Origin of the sequence: uncultured Roseibium sp. (assembly GCF_947496995.1) — a bacterium.
Taxonomy (GTDB): Bacteria; Pseudomonadota; Alphaproteobacteria; order Rhizobiales; family Stappiaceae; genus Roseibium.
The window spans coordinates 177,141-192,593 of sequence record NZ_CANMFD010000001.1 but is presented as its reverse complement, the minus strand read 5'-3'; the positions used below and the strand labels follow the sequence as shown (position 1 = coordinate 192,593).

General features: G+C 60.8%; 15 protein-coding genes. 13 read left to right on the top strand and 2 right to left on the bottom strand.

The features are described from left to right. Positions 1-209 precede the first annotated feature (209 nt). A complete protein-coding gene (locus Q1B40_RS00970) occupies positions 210-1,244 on the bottom strand; it encodes a LacI family DNA-binding transcriptional regulator (protein WP_299808674.1) in 1,035 nt (344 codons plus the stop codon). A gap of 186 nt (positions 1,245-1,430) precedes the next feature. On the opposite strand from Q1B40_RS00970, the gene Q1B40_RS00965 reads away from it, so the two are divergent. From Q1B40_RS00965 to Q1B40_RS00925, 9 genes are all read left to right on the top strand, one after another. Then, positions 1,431-2,663 (top strand): ABC transporter substrate-binding protein, encoded by a 1,233-nt coding sequence (locus Q1B40_RS00965; RefSeq protein ID WP_299808671.1) that lies wholly within the window; start codon positions 1,431-1,433, stop codon positions 2,661-2,663. Positions 2,664-2,751: 88 nt separating this feature from the next. Then, positions 2,752-3,642 (top strand): carbohydrate ABC transporter permease, encoded by an 891-nt coding sequence (locus Q1B40_RS00960; RefSeq protein WP_068415492.1) that lies wholly within the window; start codon positions 2,752-2,754, stop codon positions 3,640-3,642. Next, entirely contained in the window at positions 3,635-4,552 is a 918-nt protein-coding gene (locus Q1B40_RS00955; RefSeq protein ID WP_299808666.1) for a carbohydrate ABC transporter permease, read from the top strand. Before Q1B40_RS00960 ends, Q1B40_RS00955 begins: the two co-directional genes overlap by 8 nt. A 7-nt stretch (positions 4,553-4,559) precedes the next feature. Next, positions 4,560-5,648 carry an ABC transporter ATP-binding protein gene (locus Q1B40_RS00950; protein ID WP_299808663.1) on the top strand — a complete coding sequence of 363 codons (1,089 nt, stop codon included), beginning with the start codon at positions 4,560-4,562 and terminating at the stop codon, positions 5,646-5,648. Positions 5,649-5,678: 30 nt separating this feature from the next. Next, a complete protein-coding gene (locus tag Q1B40_RS00945; protein WP_299808660.1) occupies positions 5,679-6,428 on the top strand; it encodes a sugar phosphate isomerase/epimerase in 750 nt (249 codons plus the stop codon). A gap of 9 nt (positions 6,429-6,437) precedes the next feature. After that, the gene (locus Q1B40_RS00940; RefSeq protein ID WP_299808657.1) at positions 6,438-7,559 is read left to right on the top strand and encodes a Gfo/Idh/MocA family oxidoreductase; all 1,122 of its coding nucleotides are present in this window, start codon (positions 6,438-6,440) and stop codon (positions 7,557-7,559) included. Positions 7,560-7,572: 13 nt separating this feature from the next. Beyond that, complete coding sequence (gene mgrA / locus Q1B40_RS00935; RefSeq protein WP_299808654.1) at positions 7,573-8,619, top strand: L-glyceraldehyde 3-phosphate reductase; 1,047 nt, start codon at positions 7,573-7,575, stop codon at positions 8,617-8,619. Beyond that, on the top strand, positions 8,616-10,211 hold the full coding sequence (locus Q1B40_RS00930) for a glycoside hydrolase family 43 protein (RefSeq protein WP_299808651.1): 1,596 nt from the start codon (positions 8,616-8,618) through the stop codon (positions 10,209-10,211). Before mgrA ends, Q1B40_RS00930 begins: the two co-directional genes overlap by 4 nt. A 39-nt stretch (positions 10,212-10,250) precedes the next feature. Next, positions 10,251-11,306, top strand: coding sequence for a sugar phosphate isomerase/epimerase (locus Q1B40_RS00925; protein WP_299808648.1), 1,056 nt, complete (start codon positions 10,251-10,253; stop codon positions 11,304-11,306). A gap of 32 nt (positions 11,307-11,338) precedes the next feature. Here the strand turns inward: Q1B40_RS00925 and pcaQ are convergent, their stop codons facing one another. Continuing rightward, on the bottom strand, positions 11,339-12,259 hold the full coding sequence (gene pcaQ / locus Q1B40_RS00920) for a pca operon transcription factor PcaQ (RefSeq protein WP_299808644.1): 921 nt from the start codon (positions 12,257-12,259) through the stop codon (positions 11,339-11,341). Between the two features lie 101 nt (positions 12,260-12,360). Here pcaQ and pobA point away from each other — a divergent pair, with 101 nt between their 5' ends. Genes pobA through pcaH form a run of 4 tightly spaced genes read left to right on the top strand, consistent with a single transcriptional unit; the run spans position 12,361 to position 15,452 of the window. Continuing rightward, positions 12,361-13,530 (top strand): 4-hydroxybenzoate 3-monooxygenase, encoded by a 1,170-nt coding sequence (gene pobA / locus Q1B40_RS00915; RefSeq protein WP_299808641.1) that lies wholly within the window; start codon positions 12,361-12,363, stop codon positions 13,528-13,530. After that, positions 13,530-14,330 (top strand): 3-oxoadipate enol-lactonase, encoded by an 801-nt coding sequence (gene pcaD, locus Q1B40_RS00910; protein WP_299808638.1) that lies wholly within the window; start codon positions 13,530-13,532, stop codon positions 14,328-14,330. Before pobA ends, pcaD begins: the two co-directional genes overlap by 1 nt. Continuing rightward, positions 14,314-14,730, top strand: coding sequence for a 4-carboxymuconolactone decarboxylase (gene pcaC / locus Q1B40_RS00905; protein ID WP_299808635.1), 417 nt, complete (start codon positions 14,314-14,316; stop codon positions 14,728-14,730). Before pcaD ends, pcaC begins: the two co-directional genes overlap by 17 nt. Beyond that, positions 14,727-15,452: a protocatechuate 3,4-dioxygenase subunit beta gene (gene pcaH / locus Q1B40_RS00900; RefSeq protein ID WP_299808632.1), complete on the top strand. Its 726-nt coding sequence runs from the start codon at positions 14,727-14,729 to the stop codon at positions 15,450-15,452. Before pcaC ends, pcaH begins: the two co-directional genes overlap by 4 nt. The last annotated feature ends 1 nt before the right edge of the window (position 15,453 follow it).

The following is a 15,453-nucleotide window of genomic DNA, read 5'->3' as shown; positions in this document are numbered from 1 at the left end:
AAAGTGGCCAAGATGTCGGTGCGCGACATCTTCGTGCAGGGAGTCGGCCGACCACAAACAAAGGCAAAGCCCTGCGCTGTTGCAGGGTCTGGCAGATGCTTTCCATTGCAAATATATGATTTTACTAGCTTATATGGCTGGTCGACATGTTCATCGGAAACAGGATTGTCCGCAATCGAACCTGTAACCGGTGATCCTCCGGCAGCGCCTTAACGGCCGAGGGCCGCAGCGCTTGCGCGAACGACCAGTTCCACATCGAGCATGACCGGCGACCTGCGCAGCCCTGCAACAGCGCCTGCCGGATCCATGCCTTCCAGCAGCAGTGCGGCCGCCTGAACGCCCAGTGCGCGGCGGTCCTGGCGGATGGTTGTCAGCCCCGGCACGTAATATTCGGAGAGCTCGATATCGTCGAAGCCGATGACGGAAATATCCTCCGGCACCCTTATCCCGTTCGCGGCCAGCGTGGAAATCAGACCGAAGGCCACCTGGTCCGAAGCGCAAAAGACAGCAGTCGGCCTTTCGTCCATCGCCAGGATCTTTTCTACCGCATCGCGCCCGGACTTCAGGGAAAAGTCTCCACGGATGATCCACTCCTCCCGGAATGGCAGGTCCAGACGTTCCCGCTCCGCAAGCATGCCTTCGCGCCTGGTGTGGGTTAGGACATTGTCCTCGGGTCCGGTGACATGGGCAATCTTCCGGTGCCCGAGTTCATACAGATGGCGAACGGCCAGCCGGGCGCCGCGATTGTTGTCGCTTCGGACCGACGGAAGGTCTGATCCATGCACCCACTCACAGGCGAAGACGATCTGCCCGGAGACGCCGTTTTCTTCAAACTGCTGCAACTCGTGGCTCGACACCGATCCATCCAGGCAGATCATGCCGTCGATCTGCGAGTCCAGAAAGTAGTCGACCAGCAGTTTTCCGGTGCTGGTGTGGTCATTGGTATCGACGACCAGGACGGAATAGTCTCTCTCACCGATCGCTTCGCTTATTCCCGCCAGGATCTGGGAGAAAAACGGATTGCCCAGGTTGGGGACCAGCACCAGCACCGCACCGGCCTGCCGTGTCCGCAGGTTTCGCGCCGCCCGGTTGACACGGTATCCGGTTGAGCGGATTGCCGCGAACACGCTTTCGCGCGTCGCCTCCGTCAGGAGTTCCGGGTTGCTGAGGGCGCGGCTGACTGTTGCCGTCGAAACCCCTGCCTGTCGAGCAACATCCTGAATTGTGGCACTTTTTTGAACCAAACCCGTCTCCGGTGCGTTTCGTTTTTTTCTTCGCTCACAATTTCGGGTTGACATGAGCCCGTTTCCTGAGAATTATGAATGTAATCGATTACATAAAGAGAAACAACCAGATGTAATCGATTTAAAATGCGGTGGAGGCCGTATTGTTAAGTGCAATCGAACAGACCTGTTCGGTGGGAGGATGATATGAAAGCATTACGCGCAATTTTTGCCGCGACCACTGCTCTATGCGCAGCAACCGCAGCGAACGCAACAGATCTTGAAGTCACGCATTGGTGGACATCCGGCGGCGAAGCCGCGGCGGTCGCCGAATTTGCAAAAGCCTTTAACGCGACCGGCAACAACTGGGTCGATGGCGCCATCGCCGGCGGTGGCGGAACGGCACGTCCCGTAATGGTCAGCCGCATCATCGGCGGCGATCCGATGGGCGCCACACAGTTCAACCACGGCCGCCAGACAGAAGAGCTGATCGAAGCCGGCCTGATGCGCGACCTGACGGACATCGCCGAAGCCGAAGGCTGGAAAGACATCATCAATCCGCCGTCACTGCTGGACAGCTGCACCGTGGACGGCCGCATCTACTGCGTGCCCGTGAACATCCACTCCTGGCAATGGCTATGGCTGTCGAACGCAGCTTTCGAAAAAGCCGGTATTCCGGTCCCGAACAACTGGGACGAATTTGTCGCTGCGGCGCCGAAGCTCGAGGAAGCCGGTGTCGTTCCGCTCGCCCTCGGTCAGCAGCCCTGGCAGAATTCAGGTCTGTTCAACGTTCTCATCGCAACGCTTGCAGGTCCTGAAACACTCATCCAGGTCTACGGCGAAAAAGACGTCGAAGTCGCCGCGGGCCCGAAAATTGAACGGGTCTTCAAGGCTGCGGAGGATGCCCGGCGCATGCGCAAGGGATCCAACGTTCAGGACTGGAACCAGGCGACAAACCTGGTCATCACGGGTCAGGCCGGGGGACAGATCATGGGCGACTGGGCCCAGGGCGAATTCCAGGTCGCGGGCCAGGTTGCCGGTGAGGATTACACCTGTCTGCCGGGCCTTGGTGTGAACGAGGTGATCTCGACGGGCGGCGACGCGTTCTATTTCCCGGTCGTTGACGACCCGGAAGTCCAGAAAGCGCAGGATCAACTCGCTTCGCTGATGGTTTCGCCGGCCGTGCAGGTCGCCTTCAATCTCAAGAAGGGCTCGCTGCCGGTTCGCGGCGACGTCGATCTGGCAACCGCAAACGACTGTATGAAGAAGGGTCTGAAGATCCTCGCATCGGGCAACACGCTTCCGGACGTGAACCAGCTCAACACCGAGGATACCAACACACAGCTCAACGATCTGTTCGTCGAATTCTTCAACGACGAAAGCATCACGGCCGAAGACGCTCAGGCGCGGTTCGTCGACATCGTTGCGCAAGGGGACTGATCCCTAACTTTCTTCCGACAATGAGCGCCGTGGAGCCCGTCAGGGCTCCACGGCTCCGTCCACGCTATTGCCAAGGACGTAGCAGACAGTGGCCAACGACAAACCTTTTCAGCCTTTCCGGAATCTGAACGCGAAGATCGCATCGATCCCGATGATCCTGACGGCGCTGGTGATTTTCGTCGGCTGCACCCTCTGGACGATCTTCTATTCATTCACCAAGTCGAAGCTTCTGCCCAAGCTGGATTTCGTCGGCTTCGATCAGTACGAGCGCCTGTGGGGGACCCGCCGCTGGCTGGTCTCGATCGAGAACCTGCTGATCTATGGAAGCCTTTCGCTGATCTTTTCCCTTCTCATCGGCTTTCTGCTGGCAGCGCTTCTCGACCAGAAGATCCGTTTCGAGGACACCTTCCGGACAATCCTGCTTTACCCATTCGCCCTTTCATTCATCGTCACCGGTCTGGTCTGGCAGTGGATTCTCAATCCGGATTTCGGCGTTCAGCACGCGGTGCGCAGCCTTGGCTGGGAGAGTTTCAACTTCGACCCTCTCTACAATGCCAACATCGTTATCTACGGTGTCCTGATCGCCGGCTTGTGGCAGGGAACCGGACTGGTGATGTGCCTAATGCTGGCGGGCTTGCGCGGCATTGACGAAGACATCTGGAAAGCCGCCCGCGTCGACGGCATTCCCATGTGGAAGACCTATCTGTTCATCGTCATTCCGATGATGCGGCCCGTGTTCATCACCACCATCGTCATCATCACTTCCGGCATCGTTCGGGTCTATGACCTGATCGTCGCGCAGACCGGCGGCGGGCCGGGCATCGCATCGGAAGTGCCGGCGAAATACGTCTACGACTACATGTTCCAGTCGCAGAACCTCGGCCAGGGCTTCGCCGCCTCGAGCATCATGCTTCTCACAGTGGCGATCATCGTCATCCCCTGGGCCTATCTGGAATTCGGAGGCAAACGCCGTGGCTGACTCACAGGTTCTGACAGATACCGCCGCAGTTACCGGGCCGTTCGGACGACGTCCGAAGCCCATTTTCTCGCGACGCAACATCATGCTCTACGGCACGTTGATCGTCATCGCGGTCTACTATCTGCTGCCGCTCTACGTGATGGTTGTGACATCGCTCAAGGGCATGCCGGAAATCCGGTTAGGCAATATCTTCGCCCCGCCGGTTGAAATCACCTTCGAGCCGTGGGTGAAGGCCTGGTCGGAAGCCTGCACCGGTCTCAACTGCGACGGTCTGAGCCGCGGCTTCTGGAATTCCGTCCGGATCACCGTGCCGTCAGTGATCATCTCCATCGCGATTGCTTCCGTGAACGGCTATGCGCTGGCCAACTGGCGTTTCCGCGGTTCCGAGGTGTTCTTCACCATCCTGATCTTCGGCAGTTTCATTCCGTATCAGGTGATGATCTATCCCATCGTGATCGTGCTGCGGGAGATCGGTGTCTACGGCTCGCTCACCGGGCTTGTGATCGTCCATACGATCTTCGGCATGCCGATCCTGACACTCTTGTTCCGGAACTATTTCGTCTCCGTTCCGGAGGAACTGTTCAAGGCCGCCCGGGTCGACGGCGCAGGCTTCTGGGGCATCTACTTCCAGATCATGCTGCCGATGTCGCTGCCGATCTTCGTCGTCGCGATCATCCTGCAGATCACCGGCATCTGGAACGACTTCCTGTTCGGCGTCGTCTACACCAAGCCCGACACCTACCCGATGACCGTGCAGCTGAACAACATCGTCAACTCGGTTCAGGGCGTGAAGGAATACAACGTCAACATGGCAGCAACCATCATAACCGGCCTGGTGCCGCTTACCGTCTACTTCCTTTCCGGAAAGCTGTTTGTACGCGGCATCGCCGCCGGTGCTGTGAAAGGCTGAATAACCCATGGAACCAAGTATCTCCATCAAGAACCTTGCCCTGAGTTTCGGCAACCTGAAGGTCCTGAAAGACCTGAACCTGGAAGTCGGGCAAGGCGAATTTCTCGTGCTCCTAGGATCTTCCGGCTGCGGCAAATCCACTTTGCTCAATTGCATTGCCGGCCTGCTGGACATCACCGACGGGCAGATCTTCATCGGCGGCCGAAACGTCACCTGGGAAGAGCCGTCACAACGCGGCATCGGCATGGTGTTTCAAAGCTATGCGCTCTATCCGCAGATGACGGTTGCCGGCAATCTCAGTTTCGGGCTGAAAAACGCGGGCCTGCCGAAGGCCGAAATCGAGGACCGCGTCAACAGGGCGGCCAAGATCCTGCAGATCGAGCCGCTTCTGAAACGCAAGCCGGCGGCCCTGTCGGGTGGCCAAAGGCAGCGCGCGGCGATCGGTCGGGCCCTTGTCCGGGATGTGAACGTATTCCTGTTCGACGAACCGCTGTCGAATCTGGATGCCAAGCTGCGCGCGGACCTGAGGGTCGAGATCAAGCAGCTTCACCAGCAACTTCAGAATACCATGATCTACGTCACCCATGACCAGATCGAGGCCATGACGCTTGCCGACCGGATCGCGATCATGCGTGGTGGGCAGATCCTGCAGCTCGACACACCTCACGAAATCTACAACAAACCGACCAGCAAATATGTGGCCGATTTCATCGGCTCGCCGACTATGAACTTCTTTGACGGTGCGATCGAAGGCGGCGACCAGCTGCGCTTCACCACGGGCGACCTGTCCTTCACCCTTGAAGGATACGAATTTGATGCCGGTACCCCGGCGCCAGGCACGGCCTGGTTCGGTATCCGGCCGGAACATATGCTCAGCGGAGCCGATGCCGAGAATGCGCCCATCCGCATGAACGGACAGGTCAATCTCGTGGAGCCGCTCGGTTCGGATACCCTTGCCCGTGTGACCGCGGAGGGCCATGCGCTGTGGATCCGCCTCGACGGTCAGGCCGCCATCGCCTCCGGCGACAGCATAGCGATCGGGTTCGACCCTGCACGCGCCAACCTTTTCGACAAAACCACGGAAAACCGGCTTTAAACCGCGATTTCCGGCACATTCAGGACAAGTATGATGGATATCTCCTTCCAGCTCTATTCCGCGCGTGAATTTACCCCGTGGGAACCGGTTCTCGAACGACTCGCGCAGCTCGGCTATACGCAGGTCGAGGGTTTCGGCGGTAATTACGAGGACGCGGCGGGCTTCAAAAAGCTTCTCGACGCCAATGGTCTGACCATGCCGTCCGGACATTTCTTTCCGATGGAACAGTTTGAGACCGACTTCAACAAGGTCATCGACACCGCCGAGACTCTCGGTATGCGCCGCCTGTTCGTGCCGGCCGTACCGCCCGAACAACGCGTGTCGGACGCGGTCATGTGGCAATCGATCGGCGAACGCCTGGAAGCCATCGGCGCCAAGGTGCGCGATGCCGGATTGCGGTTCGGCTGGCACAATCACAACTTCGAATTCGCCGCCTGCGCGGACGGCCGGTTGCCCATGGACATTCTGCTCACCGCGGCGCCGACCATCGAGTGGGAAGCCGACATCGCCTGGATCGCCCGCGGCGGGCAGGATCCGCTCGAATGGATCGACCGCCATGCGGACCGCATCACCACCGCCCATGTGAAGGACATCGCCCCGGAAGGCGAGTGCCTTGACGAGGACGGCTGGGCGGATGTGGGACACGGCACGCTCGACTGGAAAGCCATCATGGCAGCCCTGCGCAGCGCCGGCGTCAACCTGTTCGTGATGGAGCACGACAAGCCGTCCGACTTCGACCGTTTCGCAAGCCGTTCCATCGACGCCTTTCGCACCTATTGAGGACAGACCATGAGCAAGACACTTGGGATCGGCATCCTCGGATGCGGCAATATTTCCGCTGCCTACATGCGCCTTTCGCCCCTTTTCCGGGGGATCGAGGTACGCGCCTGCGCGGACATCAACGAAGCGGCGGCGAAAGCCCGCGCCGAAGAGTTCGGCCTGCGGTCCGAAACGGTTGAGGGCCTGCTGGCCGCCGACGACATCGACATCATCGTCAACCTGACCGTTCCGGCTGCCCATTTCGACGTATCGAAACAGGTGCTGGAAGCCGGCAAGCACGTCTATTCCGAAAAACCCTTCGTGCTGAGTGTCGAACAGGGCCAGGCTCTTGCAGCCATCGCCGAGGCCAAGGGTCTTCGGGTCGGCTCCGCGCCGGACACATTCCTGGGCGGGTCGCATCAGCTCGCCCGGCATCTGATCGATAGCGGCGCCATCGGCAAGGTGACGTCCGGGACCTGTTTCGTGCAGAGCCCTGGCATGGAAAGCTGGCATCCGAACCCGGACTTCTTCTTTCAGGCCGGCGGCGGTCCGATCCTCGATCTCGGGCCTTATTACGTCTCCAACCTGGTGCAGCTTCTCGGACCGGTGAAACGGGTAACCGCCATGAGTTCCTCCGGATCGGAGGAGCGGACCATCACCTCCCAGCCGCGCTTCGGCGAAAAGATCAAGGTGGAGACACCGACCACCATCCACGCGGTGATGGAATTCCATTCAGGCGCACAGGTCACCTATTGCGCTTCCTGGGATGTCTGGCAGCATGGCCACTCCAACATGGAGCTTTACGGGCGGGACGGCACACTGCATGTTCCCGATCCGAATTTCTTCGGCGGCGAAGTCCGCATGACAGAGAAGGGCAGCTTCGTTAATATTACCGAAGCCTGGAAACATCCGTTCTCGAAGAGCAACGACCGAACCCATGCAAATTACCGGACGGCCGGACTTGCGGACATGGCGCTCGCCATCCTGGAAGGCCGTCCGCACCGCTGCTCGCTGGAATTTGCCCTGCATGTGGTCGACGTCATGACGTCGATCCTCGCCTCGGGCGAAAGCGGGCGGTTCATCGACATCAACACGACCTGCGGCCGGCCGGATGCTCTCGATCCGCAGGCTGCACAGGGCCTTCTGGCCTGAACTGGAGCACTTCATGACCTGGACAGCCGCGCAAACACGCTACGACAAGATGGAATACCGCCGGTGCGGAAATTCGGGCCTGAAACTGCCCGCGATCTCGCTCGGCCTGTGGCACAATTTCGGCGATGACACGCCGCATGAGCGCAAGCGCGAGATCGCCCGCACCGCGTTCGATCTCGGTATCACGCATTTCGATCTGGCCAACAATTACGGCCCCAGACCGGGCGCCGCGGAACAGGCTTTCGGCGAGTTGCTGAGGACGGATTTCGCGCCTTACCGCGACGAGATGATCATCTCGTCCAAGGCAGGTTACGGCATGTGGCCCGGGCCCTACGGGGAATGGGGCAGCCGCAAGTATCTGATCGCCTCCTGCGACCAGTCGCTGAAGCGGATGGGGCTCGACTATGTCGATATCTTCTATTCCCACCGCTACGACCCGGACACGCCGCTGGAAGAAACCATGGGGGCGCTCGACCATATCGTGCGCTCCGGGCGGGCGCTTTATGTCGGCATCTCGTCCTACAACTCGAAGCGCACCCGCGAAGCGGTCGCCATCCTGAAGGAGCTGGGCACCCCGTGCCTGATCCATCAGCCGAGCTACTCGATGATCAACCGCTGGGTGGAAGAAGACGGCCTGCTCGATACGCTGGACGACCTTGGTATCGGCTCCATCGCCTTCACGCCGCTCGCCCAGGGCATGCTGACGAACAAGTATCTGAAAGGCATTCCGGAAGGCAGCCGGGCGTCCCAGGGCAAGTCCCTGCAGACCGGCTTCCTGAGCGAGGACAACCTGGCAACCATCCGGGCGCTGAACGACATCGCCGCGAAGCGCGGCCAGACACTGGCCCAGATGGCGCTTGCCTGGGTTCTGCGCCACGGCCGGGTCACGACGGCGCTGATCGGCGCCAGCCGGGCGGAGCAGGTCAGGGATTGCGTCGCCTGTATCGAAAATCTGGACTTCACCGACGCCGAACTTCAGGAGATCGAGGCAAAGACCCGCGAAGCGGATGTCAACCTGTGGGCCGCATCCTCAGAGCGCAAGGGGCCCCAGCGTAAATGATCCGCAACCCCATCCTGCCGGGCTTCAACCCGGATCCTTCCATCTGTCGGGCGGGCGATGAGTATTTCATCGCCACCTCGACCTTTGAATGGTATCCGGGGGTCCAGATCCACCGCTCGAAAGATCTGGTGAACTGGGATCTGGCCTGCCGTCCGCTCGACCGCGCGAGCCAGCTCGACATGCGCGGCAATCCGGACAGCGGAGGCATCTGGGCGCCCTGCCTCAGCCATGCGGATGGACGGTTCTGGCTGGTCTATACGGACGTGAAGCGGCTGGACGGGAATTTCAAGGACGCGCACAACTACATCGTGACCGCGCCCTCCATCGAGGGCCCGTGGAGCGATCCGGTCCATGTTTCGTCACACGGGTTCGATCCCTCGCTCTTCCACGACGACGACGGGCGCAAATGGTTCCTGGTGCTCCAGTGGAACCATATTTCCAACTCCATAGGCGGCCATCCGCGCCATCCGGCCTTCGATGGTATCCTGTTGCAGGAATGGTCGGAAACCGGCGGGCTTGTCGGCACGCCGAAAAAGATCTTTTCCGGCAGCGCCCACGGGCTGACCGAAGGCCCGCATCTTCACAAGCGCGACGGCTGGTACTATCTGACCGTCGCCGAAGGCGGCACCGGATACGGCCATGCTGTCACCATGGCCCGGTCGCGATCGATCGACGGGCCGTACGAGCTTCATCCCGACACCTTCCTGATCACCGCGAAGGATGCTCCGGACTGTGCTCTGCAGCGGGCCGGCCATGGCCAGATCGTGGAAACGCCGGACGGTCAGGTCTATCACACCCATCTGTGTTCCCGCCCCCTGCCGGGCCGGTTCTCGCCGCTCGGACGGGAGACGGCGATCCAGAAATGCGAATGGCGCGACGACGGCTGGCTGTATCTGTACGAGGGCGGCCCCCTGCCGCAGCTTGACGTTCCCGGTCCGGGAGATGCCGTCCCGCGGCCGCCGCAACGGATCGACCGGGAATTCAGCGGCAAAAAATTGCCGGAGGAATTCCAGTGGCTGCGGACGCCCTATCCCGAGCGGCTGTTCACCCTGACGGGATCGGCGCTGCGCCTGACCGGGCGGGAAAGCGTCGGAAGCTGGTACGAGCAATCGCTCGTCGCCCGGCGCCAGGAGCATCTTTCCTACCGTGTGGAGACGACGCTGACCGCCTTCGACCCGACCACCTACCAGCAGGCTGCGGGCCTGACGACCTACTACAACCGGCACAAGTTCCATTTCCTTGCCGTGAGCTGGAATGAACGCCTCGGCCGCTGTCTGACGCTGCTCTCCTGTCCGGGAAACTGGCCGGACGGACGGCTCAGCTTCCCGGCCGATCCGGTGGCGATTGCCGACGGCCCGGTCGAGCTTGCCGTCGATGTCGACAAGGCGCGCCAGCAGTTTTTCTGGAAGCAGGGCGGCGACTGGCAACCCTTCGGACCGGAACTCGATGCGAGCGTGATTTCCGACGAAGGCGGGCGCGGCGAACACGGATCGTTCACGGGCGCCTTTGTCGGCATGCTCGCCTTCGACACGACCGGCCTCGGCAAGACCGCCGACTTCAGCCGTTTCTCATATGCACCAGAGGGAACGTGACACGCGCGGTCGCTTCAACAAGATAAAAGGGAGGCATTCATGGCTGGAATGATCAAGGGACCTGCAATTTTCCTCGCCCAGTTCGCCGGAGACGAGGCACCGTTCAACACGCTGCCAGCGATTGCGAAATGGGCGGCGGATCTCGGATACAAGGGTATCCAGATCCCCACCTTCGACAGCCGCCTGTTCGATCTCGACAAGGCAGCCGAAAGCCGGACCTACTGCGACGAGATCAAGGGCGTTTGCGCCGATGCCGGCGTCGAGATCACCGAGCTCTCCACCCATTTGCAGGGCCAGCTCGTTGCGGTTCATCCGGCCTACGATCTATCCTTCGATGCCTTTGCCCCGGCGCAGGTTCACGGCAATCCGAAAGCCCGCCAGGAGTGGGCCGTCGACCAGATGAAGAAGGCGGCTGTCGCCAGCCGTACCCTCGGCCTCGACGCCTCCGTCAGCTTCACCGGATCGCTGGCTTTCCCCTATCTTTATCCCTGGCCGCAACGGCCGGACGGGCTCATCGACGAAGCCTTCTCGGAGCTGGCGAAACGCTGGAAGCCGATCCTCGATGTCTATGACGAACACGGTGTCGACGTCGGCTACGAGATCCATCCCGGCGAGGACGTGTTCGACGGGGCCACCTTCGAGATGTTCCTCGAGGCGCTCGGCGGACACAGCCGCTGCCAGATCAACTACGATCCCTCGCATTTTCTGCTGCAGCAGATGGATTATCTCGCCTTCATCGACATCTATCACGAGCGCATCTGCGCCTATCACGTGAAGGATGCGGAATTCAATCCGGACGGCCGCCAGGGCGTCTATTCAGGCTACCAGAGCTGGATCAACCGCGCCGGCCGGTTCCGCTCCCTCGGCGACGGTCACGTGGACTTCTCCGGCATCTTCTCCAAGCTGGCGCAACACGGCTATGACAGCTGGGCCGTGCTGGAATGGGAGTGCTGCCTGAAATCCCCCCAACAGGGCGCCGCGGAAGGCGCGCCGTTCATCGCCAACCACATCATCGAAGTCACCGACAAGGCCTTCGACGACTTCGCCGGCGGCGGCATCGACAAGGAGCAGATCCACAAGATGCTCGGGCTCTGACGCAGCCACCGGCCCTCTCGGGCCAGGGGCGTCTACGACTTCAGCCCGAGTTCGTCGATCACAGCCTGCACTGCGAGGCGGAATACCTGTTCGCCCGCGCCGGGCTGGCTGTCCGGCCGGGCCATCAGGCCGACCGGACCCTTGGTGATGCCGGTATCGAAGGGCAGACGGACAAGATGGCCGTCCGCCGTCTCGTTGAGAACCACACCGGAGGAAATCACCCAGACCGCATCCGTCCTGCGGGTATAGACACGGCCGAACGCGCCGGAAACGGTCTCGATCTTGTTGGGGATTTCGCCGACGCCGCTGGCAATCATCAGGCGCTCGACCAGCGGGCGGATCGCAGATCCCTCCGGCGGGTAGATCACGGGCCAGTCGACGATCCGCTTGATATCGGGTGCCTTGAGCAGCGGATGACCGGACCGGACCACCAGATCGACCCGTTCGGAATAAAGCTGGGTGAAGGACATTCCCTCCATCGCCGCCGGCTGCCCCAACCGGCCGATGACCACATCCAGCTCTCCCAGTTTCAGCCGCTCGATCAGATATCCATGCGGACCGTCCATGATCTGCAGCATGACATTGGGCGCCATCTCCGAAAATTCGCGTACGACCGAAGGCATGAAACTGGCCGCGACACTCGGCAGGGCGCCCACCTTGAGCGTCGGGCGGGCATGTTCGCCTTCCTTTTCGACACCGTCCAGCCCCTGCTGCAGGCTCGCCAGGGAAATCTGTGCGAAATGCAGGAAGACCTTTCCCTGCTTGGTCAGCGCAATGCCCGCCCTGTTGCGCGTCATCAAGGTGGCCCCGATGATCTCCTCGAGCTCCTTGAGGGTTTTCGAAATGGCCGGCTGTGTCAGGTTGAGCTTGTCCGCCGCCAGCTTCAGACTGCGCTCGCGTGCGATCTCAACGAAACACTGGATGTGGCGGAACTTGATGCGACGGTCGATCACGGTGGGTATTAGTTTCCTGTTTTAGAAACAAAATGGCTTCATTTCTCATTTTACTTCTCTTTTTCGGACATTCAATATGGTGAGAATACAGGGAGAAACACATGCGGACACAGGTCGTCATCGTGGGTGGAGGGCCATCCGGACTGTTGCTGGGACAGCTGCTGCACCTCAAGGGCATCGACACCGTCGTTCTGGAGCGCAAGACACGCGACTATGTGCTGCGCCGCATCCGGGCGGGTATCCTGGAAACAGGCCTGGTCAACATGATGCGCGAGGCGGGCGTTGCCGACAGGATGGAGAAGGAATGCTTCGTCCACCACGGCACCTGCATTTCCTACGAGAACGAACTGTTCGACGTCAATTTCAAGAAACTGATCGGACAGAATGTCATCGTCTACGGGCAGACGGAAGTCACCCACGATCTCTATGACGCTCGGGAAGCCGCCAACGGCAAGACGATTTTCGAGGTCGAGGGTGTCGAGATCCGCGATGTGGACAGCGATGCGCCCTATGTGACCTTCAGGGCGGACGGGCAGGACCAGCGGATCGATTGCGACTTCGTGGCCGGCTGCGACGGCTTCCACGGTGTCAGCCGCCAGACGATCCCGGAAACCGTCCGCAAGGAATACGAGAAGGTCTTCCCCTTCGGCTGGCTGGGCATCCTGTCGGAGACGCCGCCTGTTCATGACGAACTGATCTATGCGAATTCCAGCCGCGGTTTCGCGCTCTGCTCGATGCGCAACGACCATCTGTCGCGCTACTATGTTCAATGCGCGCTGACAGACAAGGTCGAGGAATGGAGCGACGAGGCGTTCTGGGACGAGTTGAAACGCCGGATCCCGGATTCCGTCGCCGACAAGCTGGTGACCGGCCCCTCCATCGAGAAGTCGATTGCCCCCTTGCGCTCCTTCGTCAGCGAACCGATGCGCTGGGGCCGCCTGTTCCTGTGCGGCGATGCGGCCCATATCGTGCCGCCGACCGGCGCCAAGGGCCTGAACACCGCCGCGTCGGACGTTCATTATCTCAACGAAGGACTGGTCCGCTACTATCTGGACAAGGACAGCGAGGGCATCGACAGCTATTCGGAAAAGGCGCTGGCGCGCGTCTGGAAAGCCGAACGCTTCAGCTGGGCGACCACCAATCTGCTGCACCGGTTCCCGGATCAGTCGGAGTTCGATCTGAAGATGCAGCGCGCGGAGATCCAGTCGCTTCACTATCACGAAACGGCACAGAAGTGGTTCGCGCAGAACTATGTCGGGTTGCCCTACTGATGAAGATCGCAAGGCTTTCCTCCGCTGACATTCACTGGCGTGAAGACGGAGACCCGGAAGGGGTGCCGGTCGTCTTCGCCAATTCGCTCGGGACCGACCTTCGGCTCTGGGACAAGGTGATTGCGCTGTTGCCGAAACAGGGCCTGCGGCTGATCCGCTTCGACAAGCGCGGCCACGGGCTGTCGTCCTGCCCGCCGGCTCCCTATTCCATGGACAGCCTGGTCGAGGATACGCAGGAGCTCCTGAAGCACGCCGGCGTGCATTCGTGCATATTCGTCGGGCTTTCCATCGGCGGCATGATCGGGCAGCTCCTGGCGAGCAGGCAGCCGTCCCTGATCCAGGGTCTGGTGCTGTCGAACACGGGCGCGAAGATGGGCGAGGCGGCCATGTGGCAGGAGCGGATCGCGCGGATCCGCACCGGCGGGATCGATGCGCTTGCCGACGCCATTCTCGAGCGCTGGTTTTGCGAAGAATTTCGCCGGAGCGACGAATGCCTGGCGTGGAGACACATGCTGACCCGGACGCCGGCCGAGGGATATATCGGCTGCTGCGAGGCGATCGCCGGGACGGATCTAACAGCCTCCACTGCGAAACTTGGCATGCCCGTCATCGGCATCGGCGGCGCAGACGATCTTGCCAGCCCGCCGGAGCTGGTGCGGAACACGGCAGCTCTAGTTGCCGGAAGCCGCTATGTTGAAATCGAAGCCGCGGGCCATTTGCCCTGCGTCGAGCAGCCGCATCAATATGCCGGCCATCTCATGACATTCTTCAAGGAGGATCTCCATGTCACAACGATATGAAAGCGGCATGGACGTCAGACGTTCGGTTCTGGGAGACGATCACGTCGCCCGGGCGGAGGCCGCCAAGACGGCGTTCGACGAACCGTTTCAGACGCTGATCACTGAAGGGGCGTGGGGAACCGTCTGGGCCTCCGACGGCATCGGTAACCGGGAACGTTCGATGCTGACCCTCGCGCTGCTGGCGGCGCTCGGGAATTTCGAGGAAATTCCCATGCATATTCGCGCCACCGCCCGCACCGGCGCCAGCAAACAGGATGTGCTCGAGGCCTTTCAGCATGTCGCCATCTATGCAGGTGTTCCGCGCGCCAATCAGGCGCTCAAGCTTGCCAAGGAAACCTATGCGGAGATGGAAAGAGAACGGCCATCGGGCGGAGACGCCAAACGGGAGGACGTAACATGAAACCAGGCCCTCTATACCAGCGCGACCGGGAGTGGCATCCACCGGCACTGACCCCGGATTACAAGACGAGCGTATCGCGGTCGCCGCAATATTCGATGATCAGCCTTGAAACCGGCATCGGCGAAATCACCGGACCCGTCTTCGGGCACAATGATATCGACCCGATCGACAAGGACCTTCTGAGCAATTACGCCAAGTCCGGCGAAAGCCCGATCGGCGAACGCATCATCCTGCATGGCCGCGTTCTGGACGAGAACGCCAGGCCGGTCCCCAACACGCTGGTGGAGATCTGGCAGGCGAACGCGGGCGGCAGGTACCGGCACAAGAAAGATACTTACATTGCGCCGATCGACCCCAACTTCGGCGGTTGTGGCCGGACACTGAGCGACGAGAACGGCTATTATCATTTCCGGACCGTGAAGCCCGGCGCCTATCCCTGGCGCAACTGGATCAACAACTGGCGGCCCGCCCATATCCACATGTCGATCTTCGGCACCGCCTTCGCGCAAAGACTGATCACCCAGTGCTATTTCGAAGGCGACCCCCTGATCGACAAGTGCCCGATCCTCAAGTCGATCCCGGACCCGCAGGCGATTGAACAACTCATCGCCCGGCTGGATCTGAATGCGACGATCCCGCTGGATACGATCGCTTACAAGTTCGACATCGTCGTGCGTGGCCGCAGGTCCACCATGTTCGAGAACCGTCCGGAGGGGAACTGAT